Genomic DNA, 17,630 nt, shown 5'->3' with positions numbered 1-17,630 from the left:
TCGCCCATCCCCCATCCCGAATCCCTAGTTCCGGCCGCCCGCCAGGGCGGCCATGATCGCCTTCTGCACGTGCAGGCGGTTCTCGGCCTCCTCGATCGCGATGCAGTTCGGCGAATCCATCACCGCGTCGGTGGCCTTGACGTTGCGGCGCAGCGGCAGGCAGTGGCTGAACACGCCGTTGTTGGTCAGCGCCATCTTCGCCTCGTCGACGATGAAGTGCTTGTACTGGTCGCGGATGGGCTTTTCCGGACCCCAGTTGCCGAAGTACGGCAGCGCGCCCCAGCTCTTGGCGTAGACCACGTCGGCGCCGGCGTAGGCGCTGTCGATGTCGTGGCTGACGGTCAGCGAGCCGCCGCTCTCGGCGACGTTCTGCTCGGCCCAGCCCATGTAGCGCTGGTCGAGCACGTACTCCGGGGTCGGGCACAGCAGGGTCACGTCCATCCCCAAGCGGGTGGCGATGGTCAGGGCCGAGTTGGCGACCGCGGTGTTGAGCGGCTTGGGGTGGTAGGTCCAGGTCAGCACGTACTTCTTGCCGCGCAGGTCGGTGGTGCCGAAGCGCTCCTGCAGCGCCAGCGCGTGCGCCAGCTCCTGGCAGGGATGGGTGATGGTCTCCATGTTGATGACCGGCACCGGCGAATACTTGGCGAAGGACTTGAGCACGATGTCTTCGCGGTCGTAGGCCCAATCGACGAACTTCGGGAACGCACGCACGCCGATCAGGTCGACGTAGCGGCCCAGCACCCGCGCCACTTCGGCGATGTGCTCCTCGGTATCGCCGTCCATGACCGTGCCCAGGTCGAACTCGATCGGCCATGCGTCCTTGCCCGGCTGCAACACCACGGCATGGCCGCCGAGCTGGAACGCGCCCAGCTCGAAGCTGGTGCGGGTACGCATGGACGGATTGAAGAACACCAGCGCGATCGACTTGCCGCGCAACTGGTCGCCGAGCTTGCTGCGCTTGAACGCCGCGGCCTGGGCCAGCAGCGCGTCGAGGTCGGTGCGCGACCAGTCCTGGGTGTTGAGGAAGTGTCTGGACATGTCTGGGATTCGAGATTGTGGATTGGGGATTCGCAAAGCGTGGAACGCGGTGGTGGGAGGCGCGAAAGGCGATCGGGGGTGGCGGCAGCCGCTGTAACCCATCCCGAATTCCGAATCCCGATCCCGAAAAGCAAAAAAGCCCAGCGCTAGGCTGGGCTTTTCGTGTGTGGTGCTTGTTACACGAACGACGGCGAGCGCCGTCACCCAGCGGATTGGCAGGGCAACGGTCGACGCGCGCGCGAGGTCATGCCCGCCGCCATGTAGGCGGAGGTCAAAACGTCGGCGTCGGCGTAGTTCGGGTTCATGAGGTCGCGAATGCTCGCATGGGCGGGACGCGGGCGCAAGCCGTACGGCCGCGTCCGGGCGGCGCCGGGGCTAGCGGGAGGTGCTGATCGGGGTGATGACCGGGGTCACCGCGACCCGGATCCGCAGCTTGTTGCCCGGGTCCTCGGGCAGGCGCGAGCGGAATCGGGCGCCCTTGTAGACGTAGTCCACGTCGTAGGCGATCGGCCGGCGGAACTCGCGGTCGACCGGCACCGGGCGGCAGTTCTCGCCGGTGCTGGGCTTGGGATTGCGCTCGCGCCCCAGCGCCTCGCGCACCGCCCCGACCACCCGCGACAGGCGCGAGTTCTCGCTCGCAGCGGGCTCGGGGTCGCATTGCTGCTCGACCGTGGTCGCGCGCAGGGTCTGGTAGACCGGGGTCACCCGCAGCACCTGGGCGTAGTCGAAACGCACGTTTTCGGCCTGGATCACGGTGTGCTGGGCCGCGGCCGGCAGCGACGACGCCGCGGCCAGGGCGCTGGCCAGCACCAGGATCGAAGCCTGCAAGGCGGTTCGGTTCATCGGGCTCGCGGAGACGGATTCGTGAATAAATTGTAAGAGCAGTGTGCCGCCATGGCCTGAATCCCACCTTTAGGCCCGACCCGGCGCAGCCCGCGAACCGGGCCGGAGGCACGTCCGCGGCGTCGTGCCGGAGGCCATCGCGCCGCCCGGCCACCGGCGCGGAGCGACCGGCGACGTCGGCGCCCCGCCGGTCGGTCGCGCGGCGGCACCGCTTCGCCGCGCGCCCCGGCCGCCGCAGCGCCATCGCGTCCGGGCGCAGCGAGCGTGCCTTCGTTAGAATGAACCGACTCCCATTCGTGCCGCCATGAGCCTGCATCTCTACAACAGCCTGTCGCGACAGGTCGAAGCCTTCGTTCCGCTGGATCCGGCCCGCCCGACCATGTATCTGTGCGGCCCCACGGTCTACAACTACGCCCACATCGGCAACGCCCGCGGCCCGGTGGTGTTCGGCGTGCTGGCCGAGGCGCTGCGCCGGCGCTACGGCGCGCTGGCCTTCGCCCGCAACATCACCGACGTCGACGACAAGATCAACGCGGCCGCGGCCGAGCAAGGGGTGCCGATCTCGGTCATCACCGAGCACTACGCCGCGATCTACCGCCAGGACATGGGCGCGCTCGGCGTGCGCCTGCCGGACCTGGAGCCGGCCGCGACCGCGCACATCGGCCAGATCGTGAGCATGATCGAGCGCCTGATCGCCACCGGTCACGCCTATGAGGCCGAAGGCCACGTGCTGTTCGCGATCCAGAGCTTCCCCGAGTACGGCAAGCTTTCGCGCCGCGACATCGACGACATGCGCGCCGGCGCACGGATCGAAGTCGCGCCGTACAAGCGCGATCCGGGCGATTTCGTGTTGTGGAAGCCCTCCGGCGCCGACCTGCCCGGCTGGGACTCGCCCTGGGGCCGCGGCCGTCCGGGCTGGCACATCGAATGCTCGGCGATGGCCGCCGCCCATTTGGGCGAGACCATCGACATCCATGCCGGCGGCAACGATCTGATGTTCCCGCACCACGAGAACGAGATCGCGCAGAGCGAATGCGCGCACGGCGGCAAGGTGTTCGCGCGGTTCTGGCTGCACAACGGGATGCTGAACTTCGACGGCGAGAAGATGGCCAAGTCGCGCGGCAACATCGAGACCGTGCACGAACTGCTGGAAAAGCACCCGGCCGAAGCGCTGCGCTACGCGCTGCTGACCGCCCACTACCGCCAGCCGCTGGATTGGTCGAACAAGCTGATCGAGCAGTGCGCGCGTACCCTCGACCGGCTGTACGGCACTCTGCGCGATCTGGCCGGCGTCGAAGCCGAGCCGGTACGCATCCCGGCCGAGATCGAGCGCATCCTCGACGACGACCTGGGCACGCCGCAGGCGCTGGCCGAGATCGCGCGCATCGCCGCCGAGGCGCGCAAGGCCACCGATCCGGCCGAGCAGGCGCGGCTCAAGCGCGACCTGCTCGGCGCCGGCCTGGCCCTGGGCCTGCTGCAGCAGGACCCGGCGGCCTGGTTCGCCGGCGCCGACGGCGACCAGGACGACGAGCGCATCCAGGCCCTGGTCGAGGAGCGCAGCGCGGCCAAGAAGGCGCGCGATTTCGCCCGCGCCGACGCGATCCGCCAGCAATTGGCCGACGAGAACATCCTGCTGGAAGACACGCCGCAGGGCGTGCGCTGGGTGCGCAAGCGCCCGGAACTCAACACCGAGGAAACCGGGTCCTGACGCGCGCAGGCCCCCAGATTCGATGAACGCTGCCGCCCTCCCCGCTTCCCCGTTTCCGCTCGAACCCAGCGCCGCTCAGGCCCAGGCCGCGATCCGCGACGAATTCGCCTTCTTCGGCGACTGGTCCGAACGCTACCAGTACCTGATCGACCTCGGCCGCAAGTTGCCGGACCTGCCGCAGGCCTACAAGACCGAAGAGCACCGCCTGCTCGGCTGCCAGTCGATGGTCTGGATCGCGGTCGAGGGCGACGCGCAACGCCTGGATTTCCATGCAATCAGCGATTCGGCGATCGTCTCCGGCCTGATCTACCTGGCCCTGCGGGTCTATTCCGGGCGCAGCGCGAACGAGATCGTCGCCACGTCGGCCGATTACATCGCCGACATCGGCCTGGCCAAGCACCTGTCGCCGACCCGTAGCAACGGCCTGGCCGCGCTGCTGGCCTTCATCCGCGAGCAGGCGCAACGGCGCCTGTGAGCGCCGGACCGTCCGGCACGAGCGCCGACACCGCCGACGCACCGCCGCCGGCACCGACCGGAGTCGGCCCGCTGCTGCGCAACCCCGGTTTCGCCGGCCTGCTGGTGTACCGGCTGCTGGGCATGCTGTCGTACCAGATCGTCGCGGTCACGGTCGGCTGGCACGTCTACGAACTGACCCGCGATCCCTTCGCCCTGGGCCTGATCGGCCTGGCCGAAGTCGTGCCCTATTTCTGCTTCGCCCTGTTCGCCGGCTACGCGGTCGATCATCTGCCGCGGCGCAAGCTCGGCCTGTTCGCCTGCCTCGGCCTGGTCGCGACCACCGCGTTGCTGGCCGGGGTCGCCTCCGGCGCGCTGCCGGCCGGCGGATTCGGCTTCGCCACCGCGACCATCTACGCGGCGATCGCGCTCAACGGCGTGGTCCGCGCCTTCCTGGGGCCGGTGTACACGTCGCTGTTCGCGCGCGTGCTCCCGCGCGAGCATTACGCGCGCGGCGCGGGAGTCAGCAGCGTGGTCATGCAGACCGGACTGGTGCTGGGCCCGGCGCTGGGCGGCGCGCTGGTGGCCTGGGGCGGCAAGACCTCGGCCTACCTGGTCGCGGCCGGCTTCGCCGTCGCCGCGGCGATCGCGATCATCACCCTGCGCGTGACCGAACCGCCGGCGCCGAGCGAACGCGCGCCGGTGTTCAAGAGCATCGGCGAGGGCCTGCGTTTCGTGTTCAATCACCAAGTCGTGCTCGGCGCGCAGGCGCTGGACATGTTCTCGGTGCTGTTCGGCGGCGCGGTCGCGCTGTTGCCGGCCTTCATCCACGATGTGCTGCACTATGGTCCCGAAGCGCTGGGCGTGCTGCGCGCGGCGCCGGCCGCCGGCGCGGTGCTGGTCGGTCTGTGGCTGGCCCGGCATCCGCCGCAGAAGCACGCCGGGCGCCTGCTGCTGTACGCGGTGGCCGGCTTCGGCCTGTGCATCATCGGCTTCGCCCTGTCGCGCCAGTTCTGGCTGTCGGCGCTGATGCTGATGCTCTCGGGCATGTGCGACGGCGTGTCGGTGGTGCTGCGCTCGACCATCCTGCAGTTGTCGACGCCGGACGAGATGCGCGGCCGGGTGTCGTCGATCAACGGCATCTTCATCGGCTCATCGAACGAGCTCGGCGCGTTCGAGTCCGGCGTCGCCGCCCGCCTGCTGGGCCTGGTGCCGTCGCTGATCTTCGGCGGCTGCATGACCCTGGCGGTGGTCGCCGCGACCGCGAAGCTGGCGCCCAAGCTGCGCCGGCTCGACTTGCGCGACCTGCAATAGACGCTCAGCCGCGCTGCTGCGCCCATTCCCGGTACAGCCCCTCCTCGCCCGGCGGGCGCAACGGCCGCACCGGCAAGGACTGCTGCGCGGGCGGCAGCGCCATCTGCGCATAGACCGCGGCGGTGGACAGGCCGAACGCCGCCGCGTCGTCGTTGGAATAGGCGAAATGCACCGCGGCCACGCCGCACAGATGCATCGCCGCCAGGCACATTGGACAGGGCTGGCCGCTGGCGTAGACCGTGCAGCCGTCCAGGCGCGGCACGCCCAGGGCTTGCGCGGCGGCGCGGATCGCCAGCAGTTCGGCATGTGCGGTGGGGTCGCCGCTGGCGTGGATGGCGTTGGCGGCGCGCGCCAGCACCGCGCCGTCGCGCACCACCAGCGCCCCGAACGGGCGCCCGCCGGCCGCGATGTTGGCGCGGGCCAAGGCCACGGCCTCGCGGAGGAAGTCCAGGTCGGCGGCATCGGTGGACATGGCGGCGCTCGTCGGGGGATTGGCCCCAGCTTGCCGCAGGCCGGCGCCGAGCGGGTGGACCGGTTCTGTCGGTTGAAGGATGGCGGTGAGCGCTGGAGCCCGTGCGCGGGCAGGCCGCTTCGGCCCGCACCGGCGTAACGGCTGTTCGCCCGCGCCCGGCCGAAACGCGAAAGCCCGGCCGAAGCCGGGCTTTTCCTTGGACCGCACCGCTCGGCCGTCGGGCCGGTCAGTCGCCCATCTGCTTCTGCAGATGCTCCCAACGCTCCTGGGCGTCGATGGTGCGCTCGGCGGTCAGGCGCGCTTCCAGGCGCTCCAGGCCGATTTCTTCGCCGGTATCGACGCAGAAGCCGTAGTCGCCGGAATCGACCCGCTTGAGCGTGCTGTCGATCTTGCTGATCAACTTGCGATAGCGGTCGCGGGTACGCAGCTCGAGCGAGTTCTCGGTCTCGCGGGTGGCGCGCTCGGCCTCGTCGCCGACGTCGCGCACTTCATCCTTGAGGTTCTCGATGGTCTGCTTGGACTCCTCGACCAGATCGGCGCGCCACTGCAGCAGACGCTGGCGGAAATACTCCAGCTGCAGCGGACTCATGTACTCCTCGTCGGAGGTCGGCTTGTAGCCGTCCGGAACGATCGGCCGGCCGGTCGCCGGGTCGTTCTTGTACGCCACGACCTTGACCTTGGTCTTCGGCGCCGGCGCCGCCTGCTTGGCGGTCACGGCGACGGCGACCTTGCCGGCCGGGCGCGGCGCCGAGGCGGCCGTACTCGCGGGCTTGCTCGCGGATGTTTTGCTGGATGCTGTCTGGGTCACTGTGTTCTTGCTTCGGTCGGAGGTGCTGTCGACCTGCGCTGCAGGGGGAGCCTTGGCGGCGGCCTGCGGCGCGGGCGGTGGGGCAGCCGGCTTGGCTGCGGGCTTCACAGCTTCGGGCTTTTTCGCTTCAACTTTTTTAAGCTCGGGCTTGTTCGTTCCGCCGGCCTTGCCGGGTGCGGGTTTTTTTGCCGCCGCGGACGGCGCTTTCTTCGCGGCGGGCGCCGGCTTGGGGGCCGGTTTCTTCGCCGCGGGCGCCTTGGCGGGCGCCGCCTTCTTCGCGACTGCGGCCTTCTTGGCCGCCGGTTTGCTCGCCGTGGATTTCGCTACGGCCTTCTTGACCGTCGCCTTCTTCGCTGCCGGTTTGGCAGCCTTGCTCGCCGCCTTTTTGGGCGCAGGCTTGGCCGCCTTCTTCGCAGCCGGCTTGACGGTCTTCTTGGCGGCCTGGGCGGCCTTCTTCGCAGGTTTTTTCACTGCCACGAGCGGCTTGTCCTTCTATTCCCTGAGGGCGCCCCCGGACGCCGTCCGAAGGGCTTCGCGGGCCAAGCATGACCCACCCGGTCATCAAATGCACATGCGTTCGCTGACCGCAAGTGAAATCCGGCGTTCGGCCGGTTTTCGCCCGGCCCGGGCAGACACGGTAGCATCGCTTCCGCGCCGCGGCGGACCTTCGTCTCGCACTTGCCTTGTTTGGGGAAAGCGCGCTGTTATACCCTGCTGCGGCACCTGCGGCAACCGCGCCAAATCACCGGCCAGACGCAGTACCCGAGGGCATTCGCGGCGCGCGTTTCCTGCGTCAGTCCCTACCGTTGCCGGCATTAAGAAAACGTGATCGACCGCCTTCTCATCGCCCTGCTTCGCGGCTACAAGCGTTGGATCAGTCCGATGCTGGGCCAGCGTTGCCGTTTCTACCCCAGTTGCTCGGCCTATTCGATGGAGGCGATCGACCGCTTCGGCGCGTTCAGGGGCAGCTGGCTGACGCTGCGACGCCTGGCGCGCTGCCATCCCCTGCACCCCGGCGGCCACGATCCCGTGCCGCCCTTGGACTCCGGAAAACACACATGTCATCGACACTGATCGTCAACGCCCGGCTGGTCAACGAAGGCCGCGAATACGACGGCGACCTGCGCATCGAGAACGGCCGCATCGCCCAGATCGGCGCCGGCCTGGATGCGCGCGGCAACGAAACCGTGGTCGACGCGGCCGGCCGCCGCCTGCTGCCGGGCATGATCGACGACCAGGTCCATTTCCGCGAACCCGGCCTGGAATACAAGGCCGACATGGCCACCGAGTCGGCCGCGGCCGTGGCCGGCGGGCTGACCACGTTCATGGACATGCCCAACACCCAGCCGCCGACCCTGGACTCGGCGGCGCTGGAGGACAAGTACCGCCGCGCCGCCGGGCGCGCCTGGGGCAATTACGGCTTCTATCTCGGCGCCAGCAACGACAACCTGGCCGCGATCCAGTCGCTGGATCCGCGCACCGCGCCGGGCGTGAAAGTGTTCATGGGCGCTTCGACCGGCAACATGCTGGTCGACGATCCGGTCACCCTCGACGCGATTTTCCGCGACGTGCCGACGCCGATCATCACCCATTGCGAAGACACGCCGATGATCGATGCCGAGCTGGCGCGCTACAAGGCGCAGTACGGCGACGACATCCCGGCGCGCTTCCACCCCGACATCCGCTCGCGCGAAGCCTGCAAGAAATCGACCGAGCTGGCGATTTCGCTGGCGCGCAAGCACGGCACCCGCCTGCACGTGCTGCACATCAGCACCGCCGACGAACTGGCCCTGTTCCAGGCCGGCCCGATCGAGGGCAAGCGCATCACCGCCGAGACCTGCATCCACTTCCTGCGCTTCGACCGCGACGACTACGAGAAGCTCGGCCACCTGATCAAGTGCAATCCGGCGATCAAGGACCCGGCCGACCGCGAGGCGCTGATCCGCGCCGTGGCCGAGGACGTGATCGACGTGCTCGCCACCGATCACGCGCCGCATACGCTGGAAGAGAAGGCGCGACCCTACACCGGCGCGCCCAGCGGCCTGCCGCTGGTCCAGTTCGCGCTCAACGCCGCGCTGGAACTGGTTCACGAAGGCCGCCTGAGCACCGCCCAGGTGGTCGACAAGTTCGCCCACGCTCCGGCCAAGCTGTTCGATGTCGAACACCGCGGCTTCCTGCGCGAAGGCTACTTCGCCGACCTGGTGCTGATCGACGACGCGCCGTACACGGTGCGGCGCGAGGACGTGCTGTCCAAGTGCGGCTGGTCGCCGTTCGAAGGCCGCACCTTCCACAGCCGCATCGCCTCGACCTGGGTCAACGGCGCGCTGGCCTGGGACGGCAAGGCCCTGGTCGGCGCACCGAACGGGCAACGTCTGGCGTTCGCCCGATGAGCCGCGGCCCCGCCGCCGTCCTGGCGGCGTGCCTGGCGGCGGCCGCTCCGAGCGCCGCCGCGCCGGCCCAGGACACCGCACCGGCGCCGGCGCGCGCCGATACGCGCATCGTGTTCCCCGAGGCCGTGCAGCAGGGCGCGATGGTGATCGGCAAGGTGCCGCCCGGCAGCACGGTGCGCTACGCCGGGCGCAGCCTGCGCAGCACCGGCTACGGCTCGGTGGTGTTCGGCGTCGGCCGCGACGCGGCCGGCCCGCTCGAGGTCCAGGTCGAAACCGCGCCCGGCCGGGTCGAGACCGTGCGCATCGCGGTGACGCCGCGCGACTTCCCGACCGAGTACATCCAGGGCGTGCCGCCGAAAACGGTCAACCCGCCGCCCGAGATCGCCGCGCGGATCCAGCGCGAACAGGCCGAAGTGGTGGCCGCGCGGGTACGCGACGACGACCGCGCCGACTTCGCCCAGGCCTTCGCCTGGCCGGTGCGCGGTCGGATCAGCGGCCGTTTCGGCAATCAGCGCGTCTACAACGGCCAGAAAGGCTCCGGCCATTCCGGTATGGACATCGCCGCGCCGAACGGCACCCCGATCCTGGCCCCGGCCGCGGGCGTGATCAGCTTCGCCAAGCCCGGCCTGTACCTGACCGGCGGTACCGTGGTGCTCGACCACGGCCACGGCATCAGCTCGAACTTCCTGCATCTGTCGCGCATCGACGTCAACGTCGGCGATCGCATCGCCCAGGGCCAGACCATCGGCGCGGTCGGTGCGACCGGTCGTGCGACCGGGCCGCACCTGCACTGGGGCATGAATTGGTTCGACGTGCGCATCGATCCGCAGTTGGTGCTCGAACGCGGCGATGCGGTGCGCGCGACGAAGGCGCCGGCGGCGCCCTGAGCGGCCGTCGTGGGCTGAGCAGCGCGAGCGCTCAGCCCGCCAGCAACGCGCCCAGTGCCGGCAACGAAGGCGACAGCTCCAGTTCGCGCAGACGTAGCCATTTCGGATTGGCGACCCGCGGTCCGGCCGCCAGCAAGCCGGCCCCGGTCGCGATCAGGCCCAGGCGGGCGCGGGCCTGGGCCAGCGCCACTGCGAACGCGGCCTCGCCGATGTCCGCCTCCGCCTTGGCCTCGGCCCAGCCGCGGCGGCGCGCCGCCGACAGCCAGGGTTCGATCCGGGCCCACAGCGCCGCCTCGTCCAGGTCCGGGCAGGGGCGCATCCGCGACGGCACCGGCGGCAATCGCCATACCGAACGGTCGCGTGCATGGACCGGATTCTCGGCCAGGCAGCGATAGACGAATTCGCTCGCCGTCATCGCTTCCGCGCCGGTCTCGGCGACCCGGCGCAAGGCTTCGTACAGCACCCGACGCAGGCCCGGCTGCGCCGGCCAGTCGCGCTCGCGCAGCGCGGCCAGCACGCCGAGCGCGCGCAACGGGTCGCCGGCATGCGCCGGCTTGCGCAGCGACAGCGCATGCGCGAGTACCGCGATGCGGTCGGTATCCTGCGCCGCTTCGCCCCCGGCCTGCTGCGGCCGCCGCGCTTCGGCAGCGCTCAGGTCCGGATCGGCCAGGCGCTCGGCCAGTGCCGGCTCGACCACGCCGTCGGCGCACAGTTCGATCAGGCAGCCGGCGCGGCCGACCAGTACCGCGTGGTCGTAGTCGCTGTCGCCGAGCCAGGCGTACAACCGCGCCAGTTCGTTGCGATGGCGCAGCAACAATACGTCGCCGGTGCGCAACTGCGCCGGCGCGCACGAGGCCGGCCGGCGGCGCTCCGGGTTCACGACACCGCCTCGGTCTCGACCGGCTCGGTGGCATGCCCGGTGACCCGGTCGCGCCCGGCCGACTTGCTGGCGTACAGCGCGGCGTCCGCGCGCTCGAGCAACTGCTCCGGCGTCTCGCCGGGCAACAGCTCGGCCACGCCCAGGCTCAGGCTGACCGGCAACAGGCGGCCGTCGATCGACAGCGGGCTGCCGCTGACCGACTCGCGCAGATGCTCGGCGACCCGCACCGCATCGCGCAGTTGCGTGTCGGCCAGCACAACCAACACCTCGTCGCCGCCGTAGCGGCCGAACAGGTCGTAGGCGCGCAGGCGGTTGCGGGTACGCAGCGAGACGATGCGCAGGGTTTCGTCGCCGACCCGGTGGCCGTGCTCGTCGTTGATCCGCTTGAAGTGGTCGATGTCGAAGAACACCACCGACAGCGGCCGGTGCGAGCGATGCGCACTGTCGACCGCGCCGCGCAGGCTTTGCGAGATCGCCGCACGGGTCATGGCCCCGGTCAGGCTGTCGTAGGTGGCGAGCCGGTTGGCGGTGTCGCGGTCGCGGCGCAACTGCTGCAGTTTCGAGGTCAGGCCCAGCAGCAGGCCGAGCCCGCCCAGGGCCAGGCCGACCGGGAAGGCGTACTCGAGCCAGGCGTATTCCGGCCACCACTGGTGATTGGCGCCGACCAGCACCACCAGCAGCGCCATCAGCGGGGTCCAGGCCAGCAACAGGAAATAGGCCTCGCGTTGCCGGCGCCAGGTCGCGACCGCGGTGCAGTACAGCACCAGCGCGATCACCACCAACAAGTTGAGATTGCCGTACAGCGCACTGTGCTTCCAGGTGCGGAACACCGACACCACCAGCAGCGCGCCCAGGGAAATACTGCAGTAGTCGAGGATGCGCGCGACCCGCGGCTGGGTGGTGCGCAGGCCGAGGAAGAAGATCAGGAAACGGATGCTGGCCAGCACCGCGGCGGTGTTGAGCACGACGTTGGTGCGCCCGTCCGGAGCGATCTCGCTCAACCACGGCACCGCGCGCATCTCGCCGCCGTCGGCGGTCAGGGTCAGGATCTGCAGCACCAGGGTCAGGCCGAGGTAGGCGTAGCCGCGCTCGCGCAGGCCGGCCCAGAACCCGAACGCCAGCACCGCAGCCACGCCCATCGCGGTCAGCACCACGCTGCGCAGACCGACGTGCAGCATGTCCTCGCGATGGACCTCGGCCAGCGGCTGGATCGTCACCTTGGACGGCAGCACGTCGACTGTCATCAGACGCAGGTACAGCACATCGCCCTGGCGCAGTCCCTGCGGCAGCGGAAACACCACGAAGCGGGTGGAATGATCGAAGTCGGTGTCGGGCCCGTAGATCGAGCGGCGCAGCGGCACGGCGTCGCCCGGGCGCCACAGCTCGACCTCGCGCCGGTACGGCCGGCTGACCACCAGTTGCGGCGCGGCATCGGCGCTCAATTCGCCGAGCACCCTGATCCGCCACCAGATCGGCTGTCGCCGCGGCGCGGCGATCTCGCTGCCGGACACGGCCTCGAAGGCGCCGTCGAACTCGCCGGCTAGCACGCGCGCCGGCACGGGGTCCTGGGCCAGCCGGGCGAGGCTGAACGCAGGCGCACGGAAGGCCGGACGGTCGGACGAGGACAGCCCCGGGGATTGCGCCGACGCGATCGCCGCCACCCACATCGCCAGCAGAGCCCACAGGGTCTGCCAGCCCCGACGCCAGGGTTTCCCCATGCCCCATCCGGTCACTGATCCAATGACCCGAGCATAGCCGATGCGGCGCGCGCGCCGGGGGTGGGTAGCGTCACGATTTGGCCTGTCAATCTGTGCGCTGTAACACGCCTCGGCACATTGGCATGCGAGGAAGCGCGGTACGCGCCTCAAATATGCAGTTCGTTACCGCCGACGGATGCCGGCGCGAATCAGGCGCGCGTTCAGTCGCGCGCGCCCTGCCCTGTCACCCGCGCCACCGCATCGTGCGCGTGCAGGCTTTCGAAATGCGCCACTTCGGCGTCGAAGCGTTCGATGCGCGCATCGCGCGACAGCGCCGCGGCGACCCGGCGCGCGGCGTCTTCGCAGAACATCAGGTTTTCGGCGTTGAGCTTGGCGAAGGCTTGTTCGTCTTCGCGCTTGACCGCGGTCTGCACCGGCGTGCCGAGCGCCTGCTCGATCGCGTCGATCAACGCCACCAGCGGCAGTTCGTCGAATGCCGGACGCAACTCGACCCGGATGTCGGCGCGGCTGCGCTGCGCGTGCGGCGTCGCGGCCAGACCGCGTTCGGAGGCCAGCCAGTCGCTCACCACCGCGGTCGACAAGGGATGCGCGGCAGCGAAATCGGCGGCGAAACGCGCTGCATTGAGCTGGCGCGACAACGCCGCCGAAGCCGGACACGTGCTGGAGTACTCGACCGCGAAACGCAGTCCCAGGTGCAGGTGACCGTCGATCAGACGCGCGTCGATCTCGACCGGATAGCGCTTCCAGCCGGCGTTCTGGCTGGCCAGCGCCGGACGCAGCAGCAGTTGTTCGTAACGCAGGCTCAGGCGCGCGGCGCCGGACAGCCCGCCCTGGCCGTCGATCAGGCTTTGCAGGGCGCGGCGCAGGCCGGCCGGGGTCACCGTCTCGCTGGCGAAGGCGTGCTGCAGATGCAGGTACATGCGCGACATGTGGATGCCGCGCGCGTCGGGATCGCGCAGATCGACCGAGACGTCGACCGAGGCCGGCACCTGGATGACGCTGCCGTCGCCGGCGGCGATCCGCAGCGGCAAGGCGATATTGGACATGCCCACCCAGTCGAGCGGCCGCGCCGCGGCGGCGGCGTCGAAGGCGACATCGGGCAAAACGGGCTTGAGCGCAGGAGCGTTGGGAGGGTTCACGACGGCTGAAATGGGGGCGCGTGGGGGGAACGCAACGCCGCCATTCTAGCGGCTGGGGACGGCCGGCCCGGCCCCGGCCCTGCAACGCTCAGTTGCGGGCCCCGCGCCAGGCCGCCAGCAACGCCGTCCACGGCGACAGCGGGCGGGCCGCATCGCCGCGCTGCAGGCGGGTCCGGGCCAGGGCCGTCCACAGCCGTCGCGGCACCGTGGCGCCGCCGCCGTGGGGCCATTGCGCCAGCAGTTCCCGGCCCCATTCCGCCGCGGCGCCCTCGCCCGGGCGCGCCAGGGCCCGCGCGACCACGCTCAGCGGCACGGCGGCGTCGCCCTGCAGCAGCAGGCGCGCCTCCAGCAGGGCGGCCTGGATCGCCGGTACCGCGGCGACCGGCAACTGGCCGGGCACCGGCTCGAACAGGACCGCATCGATCGCGGCCGCGGCCTCGGCCAGCGGGCGCAAGGCGTCGTAGGCCTCGCCGCGGTCGCCGGGCCGCTCGCGACTGTCGCGCAGGCCCGGCAGGGCCGCCGCCAGCGCCGCCCACGGCGCCGGGCGCCTTTGCAGGGCCAGGCCCAGCGGATGGCGTCGCCGCCCCTGGGTCCAGCCCTGCAGTTCTTCCATCCACCAGCCGAGCTTGGCCTCGCCCGGCGCGGCGTCGCTGCCGCCCCAGGCGGCATCGGTCAGCTCTTGCTGCAGCGCGGCCCAGGCCAGCGCGGTGGCACGCTCGGCGCGCGGCACGAACACCTCGGCCACCGACCACTCCGGCCAGCGCGCGCGCCATTTGCCGGCGAATTCGTGCAGGGCCTGCTCGTCGGCCTCGCCGGCGGCGCTCATCGCGTCGCCGGCCATGCGTCGGCGGCGAGCAATTGCGCCGGCGCCTCGATCATCGCGTCGGCCTGCCAGGACAGCGGGTCGTCGTGGTCAAGCCGGTAGCCCCACAGCGCGGCCACCGAGGGCATGCCGGCGGCGCGAGCGGCGAGGATGTCGCGTTCGTCGTCGCCGACGTAGACGCAATCCGCCGCGGTCATGCCGATGCGTTCGGCCGCCACGGTCAGCGGCAGCGGATCGGGCTTGCGCGCGGCCAGGGTGTCGCCGCCGATCAGCACCGCGCAGCGGGTTTCCCAGCCCAGCAGGGGCATCAGCTTGCGCGCCAGGTACTCGGGCTTGTTGGTGACGATGCCCCATACGCAGCCGGCCGCCTCGAGCTGGCCGAGCATCGCCTCGACGCCGGCGAACGGCGCGCCGTGCAGGCCGAGCTCGACTTCGTACAGGTCGAGGAACTCGCGCACCCGCGCGTCGCGCCCCTCGGCGTCCAGTTCCGGAAACGCCGCGCCGAGCATGGCGCGCGCGCCCTTGGACACGTGCGGACGCAGCGCATCGAGCGGCATCGGGCCGACGCCGCGCGCGGCGCGCATGCGGTTGGCCACCGCGAGCATGTCCGGCGCGCTGTCGAGCAAGGTGCCGTCGAGATCGAACAAGGCCGCCTTCGGAAACGCTGCGACGGCCGCCGCGGCCGCACTCATGCCGCGTCCTCGGGCTTGCGCGCGCAGGCCAGGTAGTTGATGTCGGTGCGCGAGATCACCCGCGCCGCGTTGCGCCAGGGTTCGTACATCAGGCCGCTGACGTCTTCCAGCTGCAGGTCGGCCTCGCGCAGCCAACCCGCCAGCTCGGAGGGCTTGATGAAATCGCGGTACTGATGAGTGCCCTTGGGCAGCACCCGGGCCACGTATTCGGCGCCGACGATGGCCAGCGCGAACGCCGCCGGGGTGCGGTTGAGAGTGGACAGGAACAGGCGCCCGCCGGGCTTGAGCAGCTTGGCGCAGGCGCGAACGATCGCCGCCGGATCGGGCACGTGCTCGAGCATTTCCATGCAGGTGACCGCGTCGAACTGCGCCGGCATTTGCTCGGCCAGGGTTTCCACCGACTGCAGCCGGTAGTCGACCGCAACGCCGGTTTCCAGCCGGTGCAGCTTGGCGACCTTGATCAGCTCCGGCGCCAGGTCGATCGCGATCACCTGCGCGCCGGACGCGGCCAGGGCCTCGCTGAGCAGGCCGCCGCCGCAACCGACGTCGAGCACCTGCGCCTCGCGCAATTCCACGCGCTGGGCGACATAGCCCAGCCGCGCCGGGTTCATCGCGTGCAGCGGCTTCTGCGGTCCCTGCGGGTCCCACCAACGATTGGCAAGGGCGCCGAACTTGTCCAACTCGGCCTGGCTGAAGTTTTCGCCGCCTGCGGAGGCCGTGTCGCCGGTGTCGCCGGATTGGGGGGCGGTGCTGTGAGCGCTCATGGTGTCTACCGTTCGGACCGTCGCCGGTCGATGGCGGCGCGGGCGCGGTTCGCGTCCTCGCCGGTCGGGCGGCGCCGAAGCGGCGCCGCCGTCGCTTAGTGTGGCCAAGCGCCCGCGCCGCGGTGTTAACGCCGCGCGAGCGCCGCAGGTTCAAATCGCGGCGATGCGTTCGCGCCACTGGCGCGCGTTGGCGAGCAGGCCGGCGACGTCGATGTCGACCAGCACGCGCTCGCGCAGCTTGGCGCGGCCTGCGATCCAGACGTCGCTGACCTGATGCCGCCCGGTCGCGTAGATCAGCTGCGAGACCACATGGTGCAGCGGCTGGGTCTCCAGCTGCGACAGATCGACGCAGACCAGGTCGGCCTGCTTGCCCGCTTCGATGGTGCCGATCCGGCTCTCGTAGCCGAGCGCGCGCGCGCCGCCGAGGGTCGCCGCGCGCAGGGCGCGGAACGCGTCCAGCGCCTTGGCGTCGTCGGCCACGGCCTTGGCCAGCAGCGCCGCGGTGCGGGTCTCGCCGAACATGTCCAGGTCGTTGTTGCTGGCGCAGCCGTCGGTGCCGATCGCCAGGTTGACCCCGGCGCGCTCGAGCTTGCACGCCGGGCAGAAGCCCGAAGCCAGCTTGAGGTTGGATTCCGGGCAATGCACCACGCTGACTCCGCGCTGCGCGCACAGCTCGATCTCGGCGTCGGTGAGCTGGGTCATGTGCACCGCGATCAGGCGGTCGCTGATCAGGCCGAGGCGGTCCAGGCGCGCGATCGGGCGCTGGCCGTGCAGCTTGATCGAGTCGACGACTTCCTGCGCCGTCTCGTGGGTGTGCAGGTGGATCGGCAGGTCGAGCTGGTCGGCGAGCATGCGGATGCGCTCGAAGTTCGCATCGCTGACCGTGTACGGCGCATGCGGCGCAAACGCGGTCGCGACCAGCGGATCGTCGCGCCACAGATCGTGCACTTCGCCGGCGCGGTCGAAATATTCGTCCGAACTCTTGGCCCAGGCGGTCGGGAAATCGATCACCGGCAGGCCGACCCGGGCGCGGAAGCCGTGGCGCTTGTACACCGCGGCTTGCACGTCGGGGAAGAAGTAGTTCTCGTTGGCGCAGGTGGTGCCGCCGCGCAGCATCTCGGCGATCGCCAGGGCGATGCCGTCCTCGACGAACTGCGGCCCGATCACCGCCGCCTCGACCGGCCAGATATGGCCCTGCAGCCACTCCATCAGCGGCATATCGTCGGCGATGCCGCGCAGCAGGGTCATCGGGTTGTGGGTGTGGGCGTTGACCAGCCCCGGGATCAGCGCCGCGTCGGGCCGCGAAACGGTTTCCGCCGGTGCGTAGCGCGCCCGCGCTTCGGCGACCGGCAGGACCTCGAGAATCCGGCTGCCGCGCACCGCGACGGCGTGGGCTTCCAGCACCACCGCATGCGGCTCGACCGGCACCACCCAGCCCGCTTCGATCAACAGGTCGCAGGGAATGGCTTGGGCTTCGGTCGTCATCTGCGCTCGCTCGGAGGGTCGGACCGCCCGGGGCCGGGTCGGCCGGGTATTGCGAAAACGCGGCCGGGGTCGCCGTCCGCGTACGGGTCGTGGCGTCGGGCACGCTGCGCATCGCAGCGCCGCGGCGTCGCCGCAAGGCATTGTGCGCCGCCCTCGCCCGCGCCGCGCAGGCGGCGGCGAAAGCGGCAATGCCGGCAAACCGCGCCGCAGGCGCGG

Annotated in this window: 17 protein-coding genes; 6 read left to right on the top strand and 11 right to left on the bottom strand. The window is 70.6% G+C overall.

Features of this window, described 5'->3' with window-relative positions:
• Positions 1 to 24 precede the first annotated feature (24 nt).
• Together V2J18_RS08635 and V2J18_RS08630 are read right to left on the bottom strand one after the other, a co-directional pair.
• Positions 25 to 1,038 carry an N-acetylornithine carbamoyltransferase gene (locus V2J18_RS08635; RefSeq protein ID WP_336131549.1) on the bottom strand — a complete coding sequence of 338 codons (1,014 nt, stop codon included), beginning with the start codon at positions 1,036 to 1,038 and terminating at the stop codon, positions 25 to 27.
• Between the two features lie 375 nt (positions 1,039 to 1,413).
• On the bottom strand, positions 1,414 to 1,881 hold the full coding sequence (locus tag V2J18_RS08630) for a hypothetical protein (protein WP_064746869.1): 468 nt from the start codon (positions 1,879 to 1,881) through the stop codon (positions 1,414 to 1,416).
• 304 nt (positions 1,882 to 2,185) lie between these two features.
• On the opposite strand from V2J18_RS08630, the gene cysS reads away from it, so the two are divergent.
• The 3 genes from cysS (at position 2,186) to V2J18_RS08615 (ending at position 5,356) form a co-directional block, all read left to right on the top strand.
• Positions 2,186 to 3,589, top strand: a complete 1,404-nt coding sequence (gene cysS / locus V2J18_RS08625; RefSeq protein WP_064746868.1) for a cysteine--tRNA ligase — start codon at positions 2,186 to 2,188, stop codon at positions 3,587 to 3,589.
• A 22-nt stretch (positions 3,590 to 3,611) separates the two neighbouring features.
• On the top strand, positions 3,612 to 4,064 hold the full coding sequence (locus V2J18_RS08620; RefSeq protein ID WP_064746867.1) for a SufE family protein: 453 nt from the start codon (positions 3,612 to 3,614) through the stop codon (positions 4,062 to 4,064).
• A gap of 71 nt (positions 4,065 to 4,135) precedes the next feature.
• Positions 4,136 to 5,356, top strand: coding sequence for an MFS transporter (locus V2J18_RS08615; RefSeq protein ID WP_336133082.1), 1,221 nt, complete (start codon positions 4,136 to 4,138; stop codon positions 5,354 to 5,356).
• A 4-nt stretch (positions 5,357 to 5,360) separates the two neighbouring features.
• Here the strand turns inward: V2J18_RS08615 and V2J18_RS08610 are convergent, their stop codons facing one another.
• Positions 5,361 to 5,828, bottom strand: a complete 468-nt coding sequence (locus V2J18_RS08610; protein WP_064746865.1) for a nucleoside deaminase — start codon at positions 5,826 to 5,828, stop codon at positions 5,361 to 5,363.
• Between the two features lie 226 nt (positions 5,829 to 6,054).
• Positions 6,055 to 7,113 (bottom strand): RNA polymerase-binding protein DksA, encoded by a 1,059-nt coding sequence (gene dksA, locus V2J18_RS08605; protein WP_075575011.1) that lies wholly within the window; start codon positions 7,111 to 7,113, stop codon positions 6,055 to 6,057.
• Positions 7,114 to 7,461: 348 nt separating this feature from the next.
• On the opposite strand from dksA, the gene yidD reads away from it, so the two are divergent.
• The 3 genes from yidD to V2J18_RS08590 are packed head-to-tail and all read left to right on the top strand — an operon-like array spanning position 7,462 to position 9,913.
• A complete protein-coding gene (yidD, locus tag V2J18_RS08600; protein WP_221672111.1) occupies positions 7,462 to 7,710 on the top strand; it encodes a membrane protein insertion efficiency factor YidD in 249 nt (82 codons plus the stop codon).
• Positions 7,695 to 9,026 (top strand): dihydroorotase, encoded by a 1,332-nt coding sequence (locus tag V2J18_RS08595; RefSeq protein WP_064746862.1) that lies wholly within the window; start codon positions 7,695 to 7,697, stop codon positions 9,024 to 9,026. Before yidD ends, V2J18_RS08595 begins: the two co-directional genes overlap by 16 nt.
• Positions 9,023 to 9,913 (top strand): M23 family metallopeptidase, encoded by an 891-nt coding sequence (locus V2J18_RS08590; protein ID WP_336131548.1) that lies wholly within the window; start codon positions 9,023 to 9,025, stop codon positions 9,911 to 9,913. Before V2J18_RS08595 ends, V2J18_RS08590 begins: the two co-directional genes overlap by 4 nt.
• Positions 9,914 to 9,944: 31 nt before the next feature.
• Here V2J18_RS08590 and V2J18_RS08585 read toward each other — a convergent pair whose 3' ends face one another.
• From V2J18_RS08585 to V2J18_RS08555, 7 genes are all read right to left on the bottom strand, one after another.
• Complete coding sequence (locus V2J18_RS08585; protein WP_336131547.1) at positions 9,945 to 10,793, bottom strand: hypothetical protein; 849 nt, start codon at positions 10,791 to 10,793, stop codon at positions 9,945 to 9,947.
• A complete protein-coding gene (locus V2J18_RS08580) occupies positions 10,790 to 12,511 on the bottom strand; it encodes a GGDEF domain-containing protein (protein ID WP_064746859.1) in 1,722 nt (573 codons plus the stop codon). The genes V2J18_RS08585 and V2J18_RS08580 overlap by 4 nt, the downstream gene beginning before the upstream one ends.
• Positions 12,512 to 12,711: 200 nt before the next feature.
• On the bottom strand, positions 12,712 to 13,650 hold the full coding sequence (folE2, locus tag V2J18_RS08575) for a GTP cyclohydrolase FolE2 (protein WP_064746858.1): 939 nt from the start codon (positions 13,648 to 13,650) through the stop codon (positions 12,712 to 12,714).
• An 88-nt stretch (positions 13,651 to 13,738) separates the two neighbouring features.
• Positions 13,739 to 14,476, bottom strand: coding sequence for an isoprenoid biosynthesis enzyme family protein (locus V2J18_RS08570; protein ID WP_075575013.1), 738 nt, complete (start codon positions 14,474 to 14,476; stop codon positions 13,739 to 13,741).
• Positions 14,473 to 15,165 carry a phosphoglycolate phosphatase gene (locus tag V2J18_RS08565; RefSeq protein ID WP_064746856.1) on the bottom strand — a complete coding sequence of 231 codons (693 nt, stop codon included), beginning with the start codon at positions 15,163 to 15,165 and terminating at the stop codon, positions 14,473 to 14,475. Before V2J18_RS08565 ends, V2J18_RS08570 begins: the two co-directional genes overlap by 4 nt.
• The gene (gene ubiG, locus V2J18_RS08560) at positions 15,162 to 15,929 is read right to left on the bottom strand and encodes a bifunctional 2-polyprenyl-6-hydroxyphenol methylase/3-demethylubiquinol 3-O-methyltransferase UbiG (protein WP_064746855.1); all 768 of its coding nucleotides are present in this window, start codon (positions 15,927 to 15,929) and stop codon (positions 15,162 to 15,164) included. The genes V2J18_RS08565 and ubiG overlap by 4 nt, the downstream gene beginning before the upstream one ends.
• Before the next feature lie 150 nt (positions 15,930 to 16,079).
• On the bottom strand, positions 16,080 to 17,414 hold the full coding sequence (locus V2J18_RS08555; RefSeq protein ID WP_064746854.1) for a TRZ/ATZ family hydrolase: 1,335 nt from the start codon (positions 17,412 to 17,414) through the stop codon (positions 16,080 to 16,082).
• Between the last annotated feature and the right edge of the window lie 216 nt (positions 17,415 to 17,630).

It is taken from the genome of Lysobacter firmicutimachus, from assembly GCF_037027445.1.
Lineage (GTDB): Bacteria > Pseudomonadota > Gammaproteobacteria > Xanthomonadales > Xanthomonadaceae > Lysobacter > Lysobacter firmicutimachus.
This window is presented reverse-complemented; position numbering and strand designations above follow the sequence as displayed.

Bases quoted from the DNA above. Each gene is read 5' to 3' on its own strand.
- V2J18_RS08635 (WP_336131549.1), bottom strand. From the start codon at position 1,038: ATGTCCAGACACTTCCTCAACACCCAGGACTGGTCGCGCACCGACCTC.
- V2J18_RS08630 (WP_064746869.1), bottom strand. From the start codon at position 1,881: ATGAACCGAACCGCCTTGCAGGCTTCGATCCTGGTGCTGGCCAGCGCC.
- cysS (WP_064746868.1), top strand. From the start codon at position 2,186: ATGAGCCTGCATCTCTACAACAGCCTGTCGCGACAGGTCGAAGCCTTC.
- V2J18_RS08620 (WP_064746867.1), top strand. From the start codon at position 3,612: ATGAACGCTGCCGCCCTCCCCGCTTCCCCGTTTCCGCTCGAACCCAGC.
- V2J18_RS08610 (WP_064746865.1), bottom strand. From the start codon at position 5,828: ATGTCCACCGATGCCGCCGACCTGGACTTCCTCCGCGAGGCCGTGGCC.
- V2J18_RS08595 (WP_064746862.1), top strand. From the start codon at position 7,695: ATGTCATCGACACTGATCGTCAACGCCCGGCTGGTCAACGAAGGCCGC.
- V2J18_RS08590 (WP_336131548.1), top strand. From the start codon at position 9,023: ATGAGCCGCGGCCCCGCCGCCGTCCTGGCGGCGTGCCTGGCGGCGGCC.
- V2J18_RS08580 (WP_064746859.1), bottom strand. From the start codon at position 12,511: ATGGGGAAACCCTGGCGTCGGGGCTGGCAGACCCTGTGGGCTCTGCTG.
- V2J18_RS08570 (WP_075575013.1), bottom strand. From the start codon at position 14,476: ATGAGCGCCGCCGGCGAGGCCGACGAGCAGGCCCTGCACGAATTCGCC.
- V2J18_RS08565 (WP_064746856.1), bottom strand. From the start codon at position 15,165: ATGAGTGCGGCCGCGGCGGCCGTCGCAGCGTTTCCGAAGGCGGCCTTG.
- ubiG (WP_064746855.1), bottom strand. From the start codon at position 15,929: ATGAGCGCTCACAGCACCGCCCCCCAATCCGGCGACACCGGCGACACG.
- V2J18_RS08555 (WP_064746854.1), bottom strand. From the start codon at position 17,414: ATGACGACCGAAGCCCAAGCCATTCCCTGCGACCTGTTGATCGAAGCG.